The 15550-nt window shown below is 57.1% G+C and carries 17 protein-coding genes and 1 tRNA gene; 9 read left to right on the forward strand and 9 right to left on the reverse strand.

The genetic code is table 11. The features are described from left to right. The first annotated feature begins 6 nt into the window (after window positions 1-6). Both purC and CRO59_RS04840 read left to right on the forward strand, forming a co-directional pair. A complete protein-coding gene (purC, locus tag CRO59_RS04835) occupies window positions 7-720 on the forward strand; it encodes a phosphoribosylaminoimidazolesuccinocarboxamide synthase (protein ID WP_007963288.1) in 714 nt (237 codons plus the stop codon). 84 nt (window positions 721-804) lie between these two features. Continuing rightward, window positions 805-894 (forward strand) — tRNA-Ser (locus CRO59_RS04840). Between the two features lie 111 nt (window positions 895-1005). On the opposite strand, the gene CRO59_RS04845 is transcribed toward CRO59_RS04840, so the two are convergent. The 8 genes from CRO59_RS04845 to CRO59_RS04880 form a co-directional block, all read right to left on the reverse strand. Next, entirely contained in the window at window positions 1006-2223 is a 1218-nt protein-coding gene (locus CRO59_RS04845; RefSeq protein ID WP_065899397.1) for an Arm DNA-binding domain-containing protein, read from the reverse strand. Further along, the gene (gene xisR, locus CRO59_RS04850) at window positions 2220-2435 is read right to left on the reverse strand and encodes an excisionase family protein (protein ID WP_027614470.1); all 216 of its coding nucleotides are present in this window, start codon (window positions 2433-2435) and stop codon (window positions 2220-2222) included. The genes CRO59_RS04845 and xisR overlap by 4 nt, the downstream gene beginning before the upstream one ends. Next, entirely contained in the window at window positions 2432-2884 is a 453-nt protein-coding gene (locus CRO59_RS04855; RefSeq protein WP_049827962.1) for a hypothetical protein, read from the reverse strand. Before CRO59_RS04855 ends, xisR begins: the two co-directional genes overlap by 4 nt. Continuing rightward, window positions 2881-3261, reverse strand: a complete 381-nt coding sequence (locus CRO59_RS04860; RefSeq protein WP_027614472.1) for a pyocin activator PrtN family protein — start codon at window positions 3259-3261, stop codon at window positions 2881-2883. Before CRO59_RS04860 ends, CRO59_RS04855 begins: the two co-directional genes overlap by 4 nt. Window positions 3262-3419: 158 nt before the next feature. Further along, complete coding sequence (locus tag CRO59_RS04865; protein WP_027614473.1) at window positions 3420-3701, reverse strand: phage antirepressor KilAC domain-containing protein; 282 nt, start codon at window positions 3699-3701, stop codon at window positions 3420-3422. A gap of 10 nt (window positions 3702-3711) precedes the next feature. Beyond that, window positions 3712-4302, reverse strand: coding sequence for a hypothetical protein (locus CRO59_RS04870; protein ID WP_027614474.1), 591 nt, complete (start codon window positions 4300-4302; stop codon window positions 3712-3714). Then, a complete protein-coding gene (locus tag CRO59_RS04875) occupies window positions 4299-4478 on the reverse strand; it encodes a hypothetical protein (protein WP_081730299.1) in 180 nt (59 codons plus the stop codon). The genes CRO59_RS04870 and CRO59_RS04875 overlap by 4 nt, the downstream gene beginning before the upstream one ends. Before the next feature lie 81 nt (window positions 4479-4559). Beyond that, window positions 4560-5339 (reverse strand): S24 family peptidase, encoded by a 780-nt coding sequence (locus CRO59_RS04880; RefSeq protein WP_081730300.1) that lies wholly within the window; start codon window positions 5337-5339, stop codon window positions 4560-4562. 110 nt (window positions 5340-5449) lie between these two features. Between CRO59_RS04880 and CRO59_RS29190 the strand changes: the two genes are divergently transcribed. From CRO59_RS29190 to CRO59_RS04915, 7 genes are all read left to right on the forward strand, one after another. Further along, window positions 5450-5728: a YdaS family helix-turn-helix protein gene (locus CRO59_RS29190; protein ID WP_081730301.1), complete on the forward strand. Its 279-nt coding sequence runs from the start codon at window positions 5450-5452 to the stop codon at window positions 5726-5728. A gap of 325 nt (window positions 5729-6053) precedes the next feature. Then, entirely contained in the window at window positions 6054-6572 is a 519-nt protein-coding gene (locus CRO59_RS04890; protein ID WP_025112490.1) for a phage regulatory CII family protein, read from the forward strand. Then, window positions 6565-6789: a TraR/DksA family transcriptional regulator gene (locus tag CRO59_RS04895; protein ID WP_008080171.1), complete on the forward strand. Its 225-nt coding sequence runs from the start codon at window positions 6565-6567 to the stop codon at window positions 6787-6789. The genes CRO59_RS04890 and CRO59_RS04895 overlap by 8 nt, the downstream gene beginning before the upstream one ends. Continuing rightward, entirely contained in the window at window positions 6779-8998 is a 2220-nt protein-coding gene (locus CRO59_RS04900) for a VapE domain-containing protein (protein ID WP_027614476.1), read from the forward strand. The genes CRO59_RS04895 and CRO59_RS04900 overlap by 11 nt, the downstream gene beginning before the upstream one ends. Beyond that, window positions 8991-9350: a hypothetical protein gene (locus tag CRO59_RS04905; protein WP_027614477.1), complete on the forward strand. Its 360-nt coding sequence runs from the start codon at window positions 8991-8993 to the stop codon at window positions 9348-9350. The genes CRO59_RS04900 and CRO59_RS04905 overlap by 8 nt, the downstream gene beginning before the upstream one ends. Before the next feature lie 529 nt (window positions 9351-9879). Further along, on the forward strand, window positions 9880-10212 hold the full coding sequence (locus CRO59_RS04910) for a phage holin family protein (RefSeq protein ID WP_027614478.1): 333 nt from the start codon (window positions 9880-9882) through the stop codon (window positions 10210-10212). 329 nt (window positions 10213-10541) lie between these two features. Continuing rightward, window positions 10542-11144 (forward strand): hypothetical protein, encoded by a 603-nt coding sequence (locus CRO59_RS04915; protein ID WP_027614479.1) that lies wholly within the window; start codon window positions 10542-10544, stop codon window positions 11142-11144. 647 nt (window positions 11145-11791) lie between these two features. Here CRO59_RS04915 and CRO59_RS04925 read toward each other — a convergent pair. Then, window positions 11792-15505: an autotransporter domain-containing protein gene (locus tag CRO59_RS04925; protein WP_083221299.1), complete on the reverse strand. Its 3714-nt coding sequence runs from the start codon at window positions 15503-15505 to the stop codon at window positions 11792-11794. Window positions 15506-15550 lie beyond the last annotated feature (45 nt).

Below are 15550 nucleotides of genomic sequence, written 5' to 3' on the forward strand. Positions count from 1 at the left end.
CCCATCATGGAAAAACGTGAAGAACTCTACCGCGGCAAAGCCAAATCGGTTTACAAGACCGACGACGCTGACCGTTTGATCCTGCTGTTTCGCAACGACACCTCGGCGTTCGACGGCAAGCGCATCGAGCAGCTCGACCGCAAAGGCATGGTGAACAACAAGTTCAACGCTTTCATCATGCAGAAACTCGAAGCGGCCGGCATTCCGACCCAATTCGACAAACTGCTGGGCGACAACGAGTGCCTGGTGAAGAAGCTGGACATGATCCCGGTCGAGTGCGTCGTGCGTAACTACGCCGCCGGCAGCCTGGTAAAACGTCTGGGCGTCGAAGAGGGGATGAAGCTCAACCCGTACACCTTCGAACTGTTCCTCAAGGACGACGCCAAGGGCGACCCGTTCATCAACGAATCCCACGTCGTGGCATTCGGTTGGGGCACCGCCGAGCAACTGGCACGCATGAAAGAACTGTCGCTCAAGGTCAACGAAGTCCTGAGCAAACTGTTCGACGACGCAGGCCTGCTGCTGGTGGACTTCAAGCTTGAATTCGGCGTGTTCAGCGACGGCTCGATCGTCCTCGGCGACGAGTTCAGCCCGGACGGCTGCCGCCTGTGGGACAAGGACACCAAGAAGAAGATGGACAAAGACCGCTTCCGCCAGGGCCTCGGTGACGTCATCGAAGCCTACGAAGAAGTCGCCAATCGTCTGGGTGTACCGCTTTAATCGACGCAAGCATCTGATAGCACGAAGAAAATTTTCGAAAGAGGGTTTGCTTTCGGCAGAAGTGTTGTTATGATGCGCGCCGTTGGAGAGATGCCAGAGTGGCCGAATGGGACGGATTCGAAATCCGTTGTACCTTCACCGGTACCTAGGGTTCGAATCCCTATCTCTCCGCCATTATCGAATAAGACTAAGCCCCTGTAATCATTGATGATTACAGGGGCTTTTTCGTTTCTGTCGATCCATTTAGGGCATTTCTAGGGCATAAACCTTGCCCGTTATGCCGCTCTAGTCCGTCCTAAACCCCAGCATTTTCGACACGACACCGGCCATGCTCTTGGTGTCTTTGGGTATCCACCTCCCATAATGTTTTCTCACCATCGTGGTGTCAGCATGTCCAAGCTGTCTCGCTACCCATTCCACTGGTACATAGCTCGACAGCATCTGGCTCGCGAAGGTATGACGGCATTGGTTGGCGCCTCGGTGTCGGACCTCTGCCTTCTTCAGGTGAGCCGTGAACCAATTGCTCAAGGTCTTTCCGCTCCATAGCAGCCCGCTGGTGGAGCTGCGGAAAAGAAACCTGACTTTCATCTTCTTCGACGTGATGTTGTCACGCTGGATAACGGTGATCTCTTCCGCGGGGACCTCTCTTGCAGCAGCTACGATCTCTCGCATCAGTACAAGTGCAGGATCGATCAGCTCTATCACCCTAACCCTGGAGCGCTCTTTCGGGACTTTGAACTCACCAACGACCAGCGCACGACGAACCTGCACTAGGCCGGCATCGAGATCGATATCTTCGACAGCGAGCGCGATGAGCTCGGATAGCGAAAGTCCGGCCCAGCAGTTGAACTCAATCATCCTGCTATCATGTCGTCTGTCCGGATCCGCTTTGCCGATCAGCTCGATCTCGGTGCGGCTGAAGGGATCGGCGTGCTCAAGGTCTACGTCCGAACCGACGTTACTGATTCGGTCCAGTGCGTTGGCTTTCAAAATGCCGTCGCCAAAGGCGTCAGCCCAGACGCCACGAACGACGGTGAAGATGTCGTTTACTGTCTTAGGGGATAGCCCTTGCTTTAGCAATTGAGCTTGGAATAGCTCTATATCGCTCTTGCTGATGTCGACGATTCGGCGTTTGCCAAATTTGTTATCGACGTGCTTGGCCTTGCTGACATAGTTAACGACGGTACTTGATGCTTTAAGCGCCCTTTGAACCTCCAGCCATCGGTCGATACCTTCTTTGACTGTACGCTTTAGGGACGGGCCGCCGGTGTCCGTGAACATGGCGGCCCTTGGTGAGTTGGGAAAGTGAGCCGCATAATCGAAACGGCCCTCTCTAATCTCCGCTAAGATGGTGCGCCGTTTGTTGTCGGCGTATGCAATTGCGGCTTTGTTTACTTTCGAGATTCCTTCGAGAGGTTCTCGGCAACGTTGGCCGTTGAAAATGAACCAGATGCGTAATTGCTTGCCATTCATCTCGACGCCTGTGGGCATCTTGTCAGTCATGGTTGGCCTGCCATCCACTTTTCAATGGCCTCCTTGTTATAAACAAGCACGTTCGCTGGGTCGGTTCGATAGTGCTTCCCTTCTAGCCAGATCCCGCGGGATCGGTATTTGCGGACTGCTTCCGTGCTTAATCCAAAAACTGGATACAGCAGATCCTGCCGAAACCAGGCGCCTGGAGTTATGTGGAAATCAATTTTTTCTGCGGCGCTCATGCTCTCACTCCTTTTGGCTGAATGCCTTTCATGTGATCGGTCCTTTTTTGGGTTACTACGCGTTTTGCTAATTGAAGCGCTTGTTCTCGTAGAGGTCTGGCGTCGCGCTCGAGCTTCTTGCCAGTACGAAATACGCTGAAGGTTTCGGCGGCAATTCGCAGTAGGTCGCCGATGGCGACCAGCGTCTGCTTTTCTGTCGGGCCGAACTGCGGACTTGCTTCAAGAAGTTTGCAAGTTTGTGCCAGGCGCGCGTGATCAGCCCTGATGAACTGCAGGGAGGCCTGAAGCTCGCGTATGGTTTTGGCGCTCACGGCGCGCTGAATGTCTTCACTCTCGCGCAGGCCGACCTCCAGACCATCTCTGCGGCCCATGATGTAATCGCCCCAAATAAGGAGAGCGGCGAGCGCCGTCAGGATGACGAGTGCAACTATTTGTATTGGAGTCATCATTTGGTGTGCTCCTGGGGTTGTCGTGGGGTAGTGGTAACTGCCGTTAATGGAGTGGGTGCAGCATCGGGTTGGTCTTCCTGCTGTCGCTGCATGTCTTCATCGGCCTTGTAGGCGCAGATGTCGATCAACGAGGCCATGTGCCGGATGTGGACGTATTTAAGTGCCTTGCGACTGGCGTCGATCGTGGTGATCGGAAGCTGAATCCGGCCGTTGTAGATCTCAGTCACGAACAACTGCGAATTCAGGTTGCGAAAATAGGCCTCCCGAATTTTTTCCAGCGGGATCAGCACATTCCCGAAAGTGCGATAGAGCATTTCAACGGTGGTCGATTCAGGCGCCGGATGAAGGCGAAGCGGTGTTTGGTTCGCGTTGTTCATGTGGCTATTGAGCCTCCTTGCGTTTGGATCGTGATGGGTGGTTCCAGGCGTTCAGGCAATGGCGTTTGGTCAATTCCCGCAGATGTTCAGGCACCTCCTGGAGCGCGGCATTGCGCTCCTCACGTGTTCGCATTGCGATGATCTGTCGGGCGTATTCCCTAGGCCACGTCACGGCGGCCTGCCGGAATGGCGGGGAGGTCGATACCCAACTGGTCAGCCAGCCAGCGGATTCCGGCCTGCTTGACCCGAGTCGACTGGCTGTACTGCATGCCGTATTTCTCGTCGTACCAGGGACTGCTTTTGATCCGCAGATAATCATCGTCACGGTTGAGATCCGCCGGCAGGTTTCCCTTGAGCAGACCCTTTTCGCGCATGCGGGCGATGAGCTTGGGGCGGGTCAGGCCGAGATGAGCAGCTGTTTGGGCGAGGGTACGTTCCATGTCGCCCACCTTAAGCCGCGTGTGCAGCAGGAGTGGCCGCTGCAGCAATTTGGCTGATGGATTCGCTGACTTTGCCGTAGATCTCGACATCGGTACCGCACGCGGTAAAACACCGGGTACGCGGGCTCTTTTTGCCGATGCTGAGGATGGCGGTGATGCAGGAGAGAGTGTGCGGGCGATGAACAGCCACGTGCAGCGGCAGATCGAAACCCATGTCGAGGCTCAGCACGCCGCCGGTACGAATCAGCTCGAACACCCGTTGCTTGTCCTGGACGTCAAAGCGGCCGTATTGGCGATCGGCATGCGCGCGATGCGCCGGGTCGCTGGTGTTGCTCGGATCAAGCGGGCCGTTGGCAATCTCTTCGATGAAGTCGGCTAGCTTGAGGTGCATCTTCTTGTCGTTCGGCAGGGTCAGCGTGTGGCGTTCACTGCCCAGCTCGATGACAAAAGTGCTTTCCACGGGGCCGCGCTCAGCCTTGAGACGGAATGCCAGGCACTCGCGCTTCGGCGCTGTGCGCAGAACATGGTTGAAGGTCTCGCTCAGGTTGACCTGGGCATTGAGCAACTGCAGGGTACGGTTGTCGATCTTGAACTTGATCATGCCGCGTGCCCTCCGCCGTTCGGATGAACAGGAGAGGGCTGACAGGACTTGGCGACAAGCTTGGGTTTGCTGTTATGAATGACGACCAGGCAGCCCGTGGCGAGCTGCAGCTGTTCGATCAGTTTTCGATTGCTGACGCATGCCGGATGGACATGCAGGGATGCGGTGGTACGCATGGTGAAGCCTCACTGTGGTAGGAGAGTGAGGCGAAAATAACCTAGGTGTTAGCATGATGCAATTACTTTGGTTTTAGATCTTCAATTTCTTGGAAGAGGAGGAGCATTCACGGGGCGGATTGTCGACCACCAAAATACTCGACCTAAAACTTTCATTTGCTGCTCTACAAACTGGTCAAATGTATAGGATTCATCTGGATGTTCAGCTCTGTTATAGCTCACGAGCTTCAGTCCACCACCCTCCAAACGTTCCAGGAATTTAATCCTCAGCGCGCCCTCTTGCTCAATGGCATAGAGATGGTCAGAAATGATTTTGGTCATGCCGCGGTCTATTCCGACCGTCGCACCGTGAAGGATTAACGGTTCCTGGCTCCTACCTGTGACTGGCGCACATAACGCATTAGCAGGGTGGACGCCGCACTGCCGAAGTGTTGCAAGGGAAAAACGAAGCACACGGCCATATTCAGCCTGAACAGCTGTTCTCCCTGCCCCAGCTGAAATCTCAACTTGCTTAAAAAGTGGTATCTCCACCTCGTCATCATTCAAGGGGGTGTCGTTATCCCACGCGGATACCGGTTCAAGAATAAGAGGCGGGGGTGATTTTTCCTGACGACGAGTGATGGGCACTATGCTGGCTGGCATATCGCCATTCTCAAGCCACGGTAACGAAAGGTTAAGTCCGCGAGCTATAGCGCCTGTTTTGCGGCTTTCTCGTGTTTGGCCATCTACGATTTTGAAAATCGTCGCTTGAGAGCATCCCGAAAGCTTCGCCACATCAGTTTGACTGAGGTTGAGTTGCTCCATGGCATATTTCAGCCGATCGGAGAGCGTGGGGAGGAGATCGATCGGTAAGTATTTCATGGGGTAATTCTACGACCTCGGTTATAGGGCGTCCTAAACTATTGGGTGTTGACTTGTCTATTACGAAGGTTGTAGATTCGCTTCGTCGTTCATCAGGGAGAGCTTAATCAGTGACTTACTGCGTTAAAGACGCCGAGCTATGTCGGCAGGCCTTAGAAAAGGTCATCAAGATTTGCGGTAACAACCAGTCAGAGCTTGCTCGCCGCTGCAACGTCAAGCAACCGCATGTCTGGAAATGGGTCAGGGCGGGGCGGGTTCCCACCGAACGTGTGCATTCGGTTGCTAAGGCATCGGAAGGAAAAGTGTTACCCCACGAATTGCGTCCTGATTTACCTGATCTTTTTCCAGCTCCAGCTCCAGCTCCAGCTATTTCCGCTGTCGCTGCATAAAACCTAGAAAAAAGGCGACCCAAGGGCCGCCCAGTTCCTCCCGTTAGCATCATCACATGCTGCCGGGGCGCGATGTCGGTAGGTGCGCACACCACATGCCGCCGACCTCCATCGCGTTTCCAAGGCTCGGAAGCCTTGGTGTTGCTGCCGTTCTTACCACAGAGCTGGCAGCTGTTGCGCCAGGGGGGAACAACGGATTGTTCGCCCCGGCACGGTGCCGGTTGTCCCCTGCAAGGGTTACCGGCGTTTGGGCCTCTCCAGACCACGCGGCAAATGTATCACCAACATCTGTCGCATGGCACTGGCAACTTTTAGGATTAATGCCATGAGCCGAATCGCTCTCAGTTCTCTGGAACGGGCGCAGCGGGAAATCCTGCCGCTCGATTTAGCGCTGTACCACGCCGCTCGCGAATACCCAGGCGGCGCTGCTGCCATCGCTGCCACGACCGGTCGTAACCCGACCACGCTGCAGCACAAGCTGTCGCCAACCCATCCGAGCCACTCCATCAACATTCAGGAGTTTGGCGAAATCCTCGAACTGACCAAGGATCGCCGCATTCTGGATGCGGTGCATGCGCTGGTCGGCGATACGATCTGGCAGGAGCTAGCCGACACCTACACCAACGACATGCCCGAGACCCTGACCACGGGTATCGCCGAATACTTCCGTCAGGTCGCCGATCTGGCCGAGACCTGGGCCAAGAGCATTGGCGACGGTGTGGTGACTGATCAGGAACTGGCGGCGATTCGCCTGCAGGTGTTCCGCGGCATTCAAGGGCTGCTCGGGTTGTTCAACCGCGCCACCTACGTCAACCAGACGACGCGAGGTGCCGACCGTGGCTGACATCGCCGATTTCGCCAACGATCTGGTGCAGGAACGCATCGATCAGGCCATGGCAGCGCGCAGCGCTGCCAAGGCCGAGAGTGCTGCCCATTCCTTGCTGTTCTGTGAAGCCTGTGACGATCCGATTCCGGAAGCACGCCGACTGGCCCAACCGGGTTGCTCGCAGTGCATCAGCTGCCAGTCCCTGTCTGAGCGGGGGATTCAGCATGCTCGATGAGGTATTGGGCCAATTCGCCGACTACGGTCTGGAGCCAGCGCAACCGCTGGTGTTCGGCAAGCTGACCCGCTGCAAGACAGCGCAGGACAAGGGCAAGGAAAAGAACGGCTGGTACGTGGTTCACGAGCAGCGCACGGAGAAGGGCGACACGCTGATCTTCGGCGCCTTCGGTGATTGGCGTTCGGGCGAGACGCAGAAGATCAAGGTCAAGGCCGGGCGCATGTCGCCGGAAGAGCGCGAAGTGATGCGCGCTCGCCAGGAGGAAGCCAAGCGCCGTGCCGCCGAAATCGCGAACAACGCTGCGCGGCGGGCGGCGAAAAGGGCGCAGGGTTTGTTCGAGCGCATGCCGACCACCGGACGCAGCGACTACCTGGACCGCAAACAGATCGTCGGGATCAATGTGCGTTACGCGCCGCGCACCGGCGCCGTGCTGGTCCCGATGAAAAATGCCCGTGATCAAATCATGGGCCTGCAGGTGATCTTCCCCAGCAAGCAGGAAGACACTGGCCGCGACAAATCCTACTGGCCTTACGGCATGGCGAAGGAGGGCACCTTTCACCTGCTCGGTCCGCACCCGGAGCCGGGTGAACCGGTGCTGGTGTGTGAGGGTTACGCCACCGGCGCCAGCCTGCACATGGCGACCTCGCTCACTGTGGCGGTGGCCTTCGATGCGGGCAACCTGCTCGCGGTGTGCAAAGCCATGCGTGAGCGTTTTGCCGGATGCCCGCTGATCATCTGCCGCGACGATGACTGGAAGACCACCAAGCCCAACGGTGATGCGTGGAACCCCGGCGAAGAGAAGGCCGGCAACGCCGCGCTGATTGTCGGTGCCCAGGTGGTTGCGCCGACCTTCGCGCTCGAGCGCCACGACAAGTGGACCGACTTCAACGACCTGCACGTCGCCGAAGGTTTGGATGCGGTTCGCCGACAAGTGCTCGCGGTTGTGCGTCCACCGGCCGCCGGTGGCTGGAAAGATCAGCTGGCTCGCAGCGAGAGCGGGGCCCTGATCGCGCACATGCAGAACGTCGAACTGATCCTCGCGCATGACGAACGCTGGGCCGGGGTGATCAGCTACTGCGCCTTCAGCTCGAAGATCGTCAAGCTGCGGGCTGCTCCTTATGGGGGTGGTACCGGCGAGTGGGCCGACATCGACGACGTGCGGGTGATGAAGTGGCTCGCGCAGCAGTACAACCTGCGCGTGAAGTCGTCGCACGTGATCGAGGCGGTGAGTGTCGTGGCCCACGACCACGCCTTTCACCCGGTGCGCGAGTACCTGAAAAAACTCGAATGGGATCGTGTGCCGCGCCTGGAGCGTTGGTTGACGGATGTGATGGGGGTGAAGGCAACGGATTACACCTCCAAGGTCGGCAAGCGCTGGATGATCTCCGCCGTGGCGCGGGTGATGAAGCCGGGCTGCAAGGCGGACTCGGTGATGATCCTCGAAGGCGTACAAGGCGCCGGTAAGTCGACCGCGATGAGCGTGCTCGGTGGCGAGTGGTTCATGGACACGCCGTTTGCCCTCGGCGACAAGGACGGCTTTCAGGCGATTCGTGGCAAGTGGATTGTCGAGCTGGGCGAACTGGACAGCTTCAACAAGGCCGAGAGCACCAAGGCCAAGCAGTTCTTCTCGGCGTCGACCGACACCTACCGCGAAAGCTATGGCCGCAGAACGTTGGACGTGCCACGCCAGTGTGTTTTCGTCGGGACCACCAACCAGGACGAGTACCTCAAGGACGCCACCGGCAACCGGCGTTATTGGCCGGTGGCCTGTACCAAGGTCGATGTGCCGTTGCTGCGCGAGATCCGCGACCAGCTGTGGGCCGAAGCGGTGTTCTGCTTCGAGGCCGGCGATCTCTGGTGGGTGACACGAGAGGAAGCACCGATGTTCAGCGAGGAGCAGGACGAACGCTTTGTGGTGGACGAATGGGAAACACCGATTCTGAACTGGCTCGAAGAGTCGCAGATTGGCGAGACCACCACCGGCAGTGAGGTGATGAGTCAGGCGCTCAAGCTCGATCCCGGTCATTGGGGCAAACCCGAGCAGATGCGCGTCGGTGCGATTCTGCATCGACTGGGGTGGCGACGGTTCCGTCTGGGGGCTTTGAACAAGAGCGGTCAGCGGCCATGGGCGTACAAGAAACCCGAGCACTGGGGCAGGGCGCCTGCACTTCAGAAGGAAGAATTCGAGGAGCCGTGCTTCGATGATTAAAGCGATCGATATGGCCCTCAAACAATGGGCCCAGGAGCTGCACAGCGACGAAGTGGCCGCCGGTTATTCGGGCGGCAACATGGTCGCCATGATGATGGAGAGCGGTGGTCAACTGGTGCGCGGCCGGCGCGGGAGCCGGGTGCCGCTGGAAGCCTCGCTGGACATTGAGCGCATCGTCAAGAAACGCCTCGACCCCGAGCTGATGACCGTGGTCAAGGTGCATTACTTCCAGCCTGACGCGCCCTTAGCCGCACGTCTGACCCGCAGTGGCTGCACGCGCAACGTCTACTACCAGCGCCTGCACGACGCCCACATCGTGGTCGAGCACTTCCTCCTGGGGGAAGCGGCTTGATCGTGGGCATCTCTCTGGCTCATGCCGTCCCACTGGCCTGCCTCCGTCCCACCGCTTTTTGCGGTGGTGGGACGGGCGCAGGCCGCGTCGTTGTTGGGCTGTCCCACCGTCCCACCTTTTTCATGCCTCCCGCCCGTGTGTGCGTAGCGGGTACAGGTACGCGCGTTTACGCGCACGCGTGCTTTTTAAATTTCTTTCTATACACGAGAAAAGAGAGATAAAAGTAGGACGGTGGGGCAGAGCCCCAATCTGCGGGGCTTTCAGACGTCCCACCTCGTTTTAAAGAGGTGGGACGCATGGGACGCCAGAAAAGCAAAAGACAGCCGGGACAGATATTCACCGACATTCGCCAGCCGTTCACCGGGTGTCACCCACACATTCACCGGGTGGCATTAAAACGGTCTTGCTGCCACCAGAATCGACCTGTAAAAAGGGGCCATCTTCGATGGGTGCGACCGCAAAGCGCGGCAGGCCACCCACCACCTGACCCGACCATTGCGCCGGGTCTTTTTGTTTAAGGGGCAGGGCAATGACGAACGAGCAACAGGCACTGGCAGAGATGCCGATCTGGTTGGTGATTGCTCTTTCCCTGGTTGGCGGTGTGTCCGGCGAGATGTGGCGCGCCGACAAGGACGGGGCACGAGGTTGGGCGTTACTGCGCCGGCTAGTACTTCGCTCCGGTGCCTGCATCGTGTGCGGCGTGTCGGCGATGATGTTGCTGTTCGGTGCGGGCCTGTCGATCTGGACAGCGGGCGCCCTGGGTTGCCTGACCGCGATGGCCGGCGCCGATGTCGCCATCGGCTTGTACGAGCGCTGGGTGGCCAAGCGGCTGGACCTGAGCGAGGCCGAGCCGAAAGCATGAGCCGGGCGGGCCGGGTAGGGCGCAGATTTCACGGGTCCTCCCCAAGGGCCGCCTCCTACACGGGTTATCGAACTCGCGGAATCTCTCTAGCTGAAATGGTTGCAGGGATGTCCGTCTTTCCAACGGAATTGGGGCAGGGCATGGCACTCGGATGCTGGCTCGACCGGCCGGACCCGGCAGAAACCCGCCGGGGACCCTGGGGACTTTCAAAGGACACGGGGTCGGAAACCCGCGGGATCTTGTTAGTGGGAGGCCCGCCAGCTTACTGAAATTTCAATCCACTGAAATCTTGAAAGGATTCATTGAAAAGCCGCTGAAAAGGAGGGCTTATGACCGTAGCCACCTACCTATCCAAGAGCGCCTTCGCTGCGCACATCGGCCGGTCACCGAGTTACATCACCTGGCTTAAGGAAAACGGCCGACTGGTCCTGTCTCCCAATGGCAAGCAGGTCGACGTGCTGGCCACTGAAGCGTTGATCCGCGATACCGCCGACCCGAGCAAGGCTGCCGTCGCTGCTCGCCATCAACAGGAGCGGATTCAGCGTGATGTGTACAGCCACGTCGCTGCACAATCCGAGCCGACTAACATGGCTGCGCCGCCGCCCGCTGATCCCGCGCAAGGGCAGTCCCCGGACTTTCAGAAAGCACGAGCGCATCGCGAGCACTACTTGGCGCGGATGGCGGAGATGGAGTTTCGCAAGGCCCAAGGTGAACTGGTGGAAGTCAGCTTCGTGCAGAAGGCCGCTTATGAAACGGCGCGTTCGCTCAATCAGTCCCTGATGAGCCTGTCGCCACAGTTGGCGCCTCAACTTGCTGCGCTATCGGACCCGTGGGAAGTGGAGCGGGAGCTGACCGCTGCGCTACGTCAACGGCTTAATGAAGCAGCTCAAGTGTCCAGCGACGACTTTGGACTTTTATCGGACGAGTGCTAAGGCGAGAGGAGTTCACAGGGTGAGCCAAATGGTCCGCTTTCGGCCAAAAGCGGACGCTCACTAGCGACCGCTACAGGTAACAAGCAGTCGGCGTTTCAATGTGGGTCAGGCCACTCGCTTCGAGTACCCCTCTATCCAGTCCGCAAGCGATCGCACATCTGTTTCGAGTTGGGCGAGTTCGGGGGGGACCGCTGGAAGATCGTCTGCCTGAGAATGCTCATACACAGAGTATCGTGTCATCAAGTCGTCTATCAGATCACAATCCTCCTGAGTGATGTTACTTAGCCGACCGTGATAACGAGCAGGCTCAGCTCTACACCGAGATTCAAGCCCAGCTTCAGTTGCAGCTTCAGGCACGAGAAGAGGCCCGGCAACGAGCGGCCTTGTAGTCGCGATAATGCCCAAGGCCCCCAGTTCTACCCTCAGTGTGGGGCCAAAGAAACAGAGGCAAGCACGCTATGAAGCATTAGCATGCTCGCCAATGAAAGCGTCGCTTGATGTGGTTAGATCTTTGAGATCCGGTTGGTGAACGGGCGGGCAAAATCTAAAAGACTAGCTTTATGCGCAATTATGCAAAAAAACATAATTTGTCTGGAGAGATGGCCGGGCTGCGAGTAATGGGGTGTGCAGGACGCTTGGGTCGGCGGTTAGAAACGGCTGCCGACCCGAAACATCAACGCATTCGATCTTGAGTCATCGCCGAGTCCATATGAGCCCTGGTACGTCAGTCCAGTACTCACGCCCGATGACAGAAGGAAGTCTAATCCCAGCGCCACCGTCATGATGTTCTCGCTCTGCCCTACCGTTGAGATGGCATAGGTAGAATCGCTGACATCGGCATAGCCAACACGTGCAGTACTATCGCCGCTAAACGTATGGCTGTATTCGACTCGACCTCTCAGAGTAACGGCTGACTGCGTCAACGGTATGCCATATTGCCCGCGCACCCCACCAACGCCAGAAAACACTGTCATACGCTGCTCCGCGTAAGCCAGGTCATAGATGCCGCTACCGCTCTCGCGAAATCCGTCCAGCTTGGTCGAAGAAATATCCATGCGGCCATAAGGCGCGACCTTCCAATTCTCGTCCCGGAACTCATAGCCAGAACTCAGGGAGCCGAATATTTGATCTCCATCGCGGCTGCCCTTGGCGCGGCCTCCGTTATCGGTAACGTAGCGCCGACTATCGAATGACAAGCTGCTGTAGCCGAGTAAGCCGTCGACGAATATCCGTCCAGGATGCAAGCTGCCATACAACGCGGTGCTGAATGAGCGCCCCTTACTGCGACTATCCCGGGAACCAATATCGCTCGAATCACTTCCATAACCGAAGCCGATGCCGGCGGTGAAGGTATCGAAGAAACGATAGTCAGCACCCGCACTAACCCCCACCATCGTGCTGTCGAACTTGACGTCATCTCGATGAGTATCACTAACATTCACGTAACCGCCGCTCCACAACGCGAGGTTATCGTCTCCCAACCAACCATCCTGCTCACCTGCTGCAGCGTGCCGCTCAATTGCCGGAGCATCGTTACCGCTCAGCGACGACAGTGCCTGATACATCTCGGCAGCACTGGTATTTCCGGTGCGAGATGGGCGGGACTGCGGTAGACCCAACTGTAAATTGAAGCCTCTATTCCGCCGGCTTTCGTCGTCGTGCAACTGTTCAAGCCGATCATTGAAGTTGTCGATCTGCGCGCGAGCAAAGCGCGTGGAGCTCTGTGCTTGAGCGCCGACCATACCGATAACCTCTGGATCCTTGCTTGGATCGGATCGCCCGGTAATCTGCACGCTCAGCGCAATAGGTTGAGAAGTCCCCCAACGGTTGCTCAACGTGTAATGGATCACTGTCGCTCCCGAGGCCTGAGCGGCCGCAAGAAAAGTGAGGTTCATACCGTTCAGACTGACCTGTCCCATTGCTCTGGGTGGGATATCAAGCAATGAGGCTTGAGTAAATGGACCGCCGCTGATGTTATCGGTGAGATCAACCGTTAGTGACTGACCTGCCAACAAAGACGTACTACGATCCGCGCCACTTGGCACCGAGCCATTCACCGTCAGGCTATAGGGAACCTTCGCAGATGTGCCCGTATTATCGCTCACTGTTACCAAAACATTGGCCGTACCAGAGGTGGTCGGCATGCCACTGATGACGCCTGAGGATGCATCGATAATAAGCCCTGCTGGCAGGCCTGCCGCTACAAAATGATAGGGGGTGGCTCCGCCTGAAACACTAATGAGCTGCGAATAAGCGACACCAACTGTTGCACTGGGTAACTCCGACCCCGCCGGCGAAACTGTAAGCACTGACGGAGCGACAGTAATGCTGACCGTCGCTGCTGGTGATGTCCCCGAGGCATTACTGGCTGTGTATCGGAAGCTATCTGTGCCGGCGAAACCTACTACCGGTGTGTAGAAAATCGAAGTTCCACTGACTGCCGTCGAACCGTGTGATGGCGGTGTTACTACCGCCACAGCAGTTGCCGTCCCACCACTGATCGACAATGCGACCGCGCCGCTGCTGTTGGCAACAACGGTGGTTGAGACTGGATTCGCAACGGGTAGTGCTCCAGCCGCAACATTCAACGTGTAGTTCGCACTTCCGGTTGCGCCATGGCTATCTGTCACCGTAACAGACAAATTGAAAGTGCCTGTACCAGTAGGCGAGCCACTGAGCAGTCCACTGATTGAGTCCAGGTTCATACCTACGGGAAGGCCCGAACCGACGTAACTGTAGGGAGCCGAACCGCCGGATGCGCTGAAAGATTGGCTGTAAGTGCCGCCGACCTGCGCCGACGTCAACGTGCCTGAAGTCGGTGTCAGAACAAGTGTCGGCGATGTGACGGTCAAAGTGACCACTGCCGGCGCAGATGTGCCAGAACCATTGCTTGCTGTATAGGTAAAACTGTCGACGCCTGAATAACCTGCATTCGGCGTATAGGTGATTGAAGTACCGCTAGCCACGGCAATGCCATGCATCGGTGCAGACGCTACCGTTACAAATGTCGCTGTGCCTCCCGACAACGCGACGGAAACAGCATTACTGGTATTGGCCGAAACGGTGGCGGAGACTGGATTGGCGACAGGTAACGCAGCAGCAGCAACATTCAACGTGTAGTTGGCACTACCGGTGGCACCGAAATGATCGGTAGCGGTAACAGACAAATTATAGGTACCGCTGCTGCTCGGGATGCCGCTGAGGTGCCCATTGGAGGGATCAAAAATAAGACCTGGCGGAACTCCCGTAGCCACATAACTGTAGGGTGCTGTACCGCTCGAAGCACTGAAGAACTGATTGTACGCAACACCCATCTGACCAGAGTTTAGTGTTCCGGCCGCCGGCGACAGCGCTAACAGTGGCGCCGTCACTGTAACTGTCACCGTGGCAGACTGTGAGTTACCAGCTCCATTGCTAAGGGTGTACTGGAAGCTATCTACCCCTGAATAGCCGGCTGTAGGTGTGTAATAAATCGATGTACCTGTCGCTACTGCGTTGCCATGAGACGCATTTACGGACACCGCAGCCGACGTATAAGCGCCTCCTGAGTTGGACAGCGTGACAATGTTATTCGAACTGTTGGCCGAGACAGTCGCCGTCACTGCATTCGAAATTGGGACTGCGACTGCTCGCAAGACGCTTACTGAATAGAGATTCGTGGTGGTGCCGTCTTGGGCTGTGACGGAAATGCTGATCGGATTTGTGCCTTCACTTAGACCGATCGTGGGAGATGCCGCACCAGATACAACCGTATTGCTGCCTACATTAATCGTAGCATTGCCACTGCTGGCAATCGGCGTGAAGCCAATCGAAGAAACGCTGTTAGCAACAGAAATACTGTAACTGGTGGTACCTGGAGAAAATGATGGAGACAACGTGCCAGTCGACGGAATGAGATTGGAAAGCGTGGCGTCACTGGATACTGCCGACCCACAGGAAATCGACACTGCACTCAAGTATGTCCCAGCTTTGATGCTGACGAACGCGCCACCGGTCAACTGTGAGGATGTCGCACCACCAGTGTGACTACCTCCGCTACCGGTGTTGCTTCGGTAATCATAGTAGGCGGTAAACGTCGTCGGATTACGAAGAATGACCGAATCTGCAGAACTGGGATTGGAATTTCCGACGTTTGAACCGTTATCCGAAAACGAGACAGTCAAGGTATCACCAGGATCGAAAGATCCTGCAGCAAATGATCGCGAGAAAGACGTCGTACCGCTTTGGGCGTTCAAGGTTGTACACCCTGCGGAGAGGGCATATACCGATGGAGAGAAACCAAAAAGGGACGCCGTCGCTAGCAAAGTTAGCGCAAGATTTCTGGCAACCGCAGTGAAAATTAGCTTCCGTGTCAGGGACATTCCGACAAACCTGTTTCAAGCGCAATTGCCAGCCAAGTGAAGGGG

The organism is Pseudomonas sp. LAMO17WK12:I5 (assembly GCF_900215165.1).
GTDB classification, from domain to species: Bacteria; Pseudomonadota; Gammaproteobacteria; order Pseudomonadales; family Pseudomonadaceae; genus Aquipseudomonas; species Aquipseudomonas putida_A.

Bases quoted from the DNA above. Each gene is read 5' to 3' on its own strand.
- CRO59_RS04860 (WP_027614472.1), bottom strand. From the start codon at position 3,261: ATGAACAACGCGAACCAAACACCGCTTCGCCTTCATCCGGCGCCTGAA.
- xisR (WP_027614470.1), bottom strand. From the start codon at position 2,435: ATGAGCGCCGCAGAAAAAATTGATTTCCACATAACTCCAGGCGCCTGG.
- CRO59_RS04880 (WP_081730300.1), bottom strand. From the start codon at position 5,339: ATGAAATACTTACCGATCGATCTCCTCCCCACGCTCTCCGATCGGCTG.
- CRO59_RS04870 (WP_027614474.1), bottom strand. From the start codon at position 4,302: ATGATCAAGTTCAAGATCGACAACCGTACCCTGCAGTTGCTCAATGCC.
- CRO59_RS04875 (WP_081730299.1), bottom strand. From the start codon at position 4,478: ATGCGTACCACCGCATCCCTGCATGTCCATCCGGCATGCGTCAGCAAT.
- CRO59_RS04890 (WP_025112490.1), top strand. From the start codon at position 6,054: ATGAGCCGAATCGCTCTCAGTTCTCTGGAACGGGCGCAGCGGGAAATC.
- CRO59_RS04865 (WP_027614473.1), bottom strand. From the start codon at position 3,701: ATGGAACGTACCCTCGCCCAAACAGCTGCTCATCTCGGCCTGACCCGC.
- CRO59_RS04845 (WP_065899397.1), bottom strand. From the start codon at position 2,223: ATGACTGACAAGATGCCCACAGGCGTCGAGATGAATGGCAAGCAATTA.
- CRO59_RS04915 (WP_027614479.1), top strand. From the start codon at position 10,542: ATGACCGTAGCCACCTACCTATCCAAGAGCGCCTTCGCTGCGCACATC.
- CRO59_RS04925 (WP_083221299.1), bottom strand. From the start codon at position 15,505: ATGTCCCTGACACGGAAGCTAATTTTCACTGCGGTTGCCAGAAATCTT.
- purC (WP_007963288.1), top strand. From the start codon at position 7: ATGGAAAAACGTGAAGAACTCTACCGCGGCAAAGCCAAATCGGTTTAC.
- CRO59_RS04910 (WP_027614478.1), top strand. From the start codon at position 9,880: ATGACGAACGAGCAACAGGCACTGGCAGAGATGCCGATCTGGTTGGTG.
- CRO59_RS04905 (WP_027614477.1), top strand. From the start codon at position 8,991: ATGATTAAAGCGATCGATATGGCCCTCAAACAATGGGCCCAGGAGCTG.
- CRO59_RS04900 (WP_027614476.1), top strand. From the start codon at position 6,779: ATGCTCGATGAGGTATTGGGCCAATTCGCCGACTACGGTCTGGAGCCA.
- CRO59_RS04855 (WP_049827962.1), bottom strand. From the start codon at position 2,884: ATGATGACTCCAATACAAATAGTTGCACTCGTCATCCTGACGGCGCTC.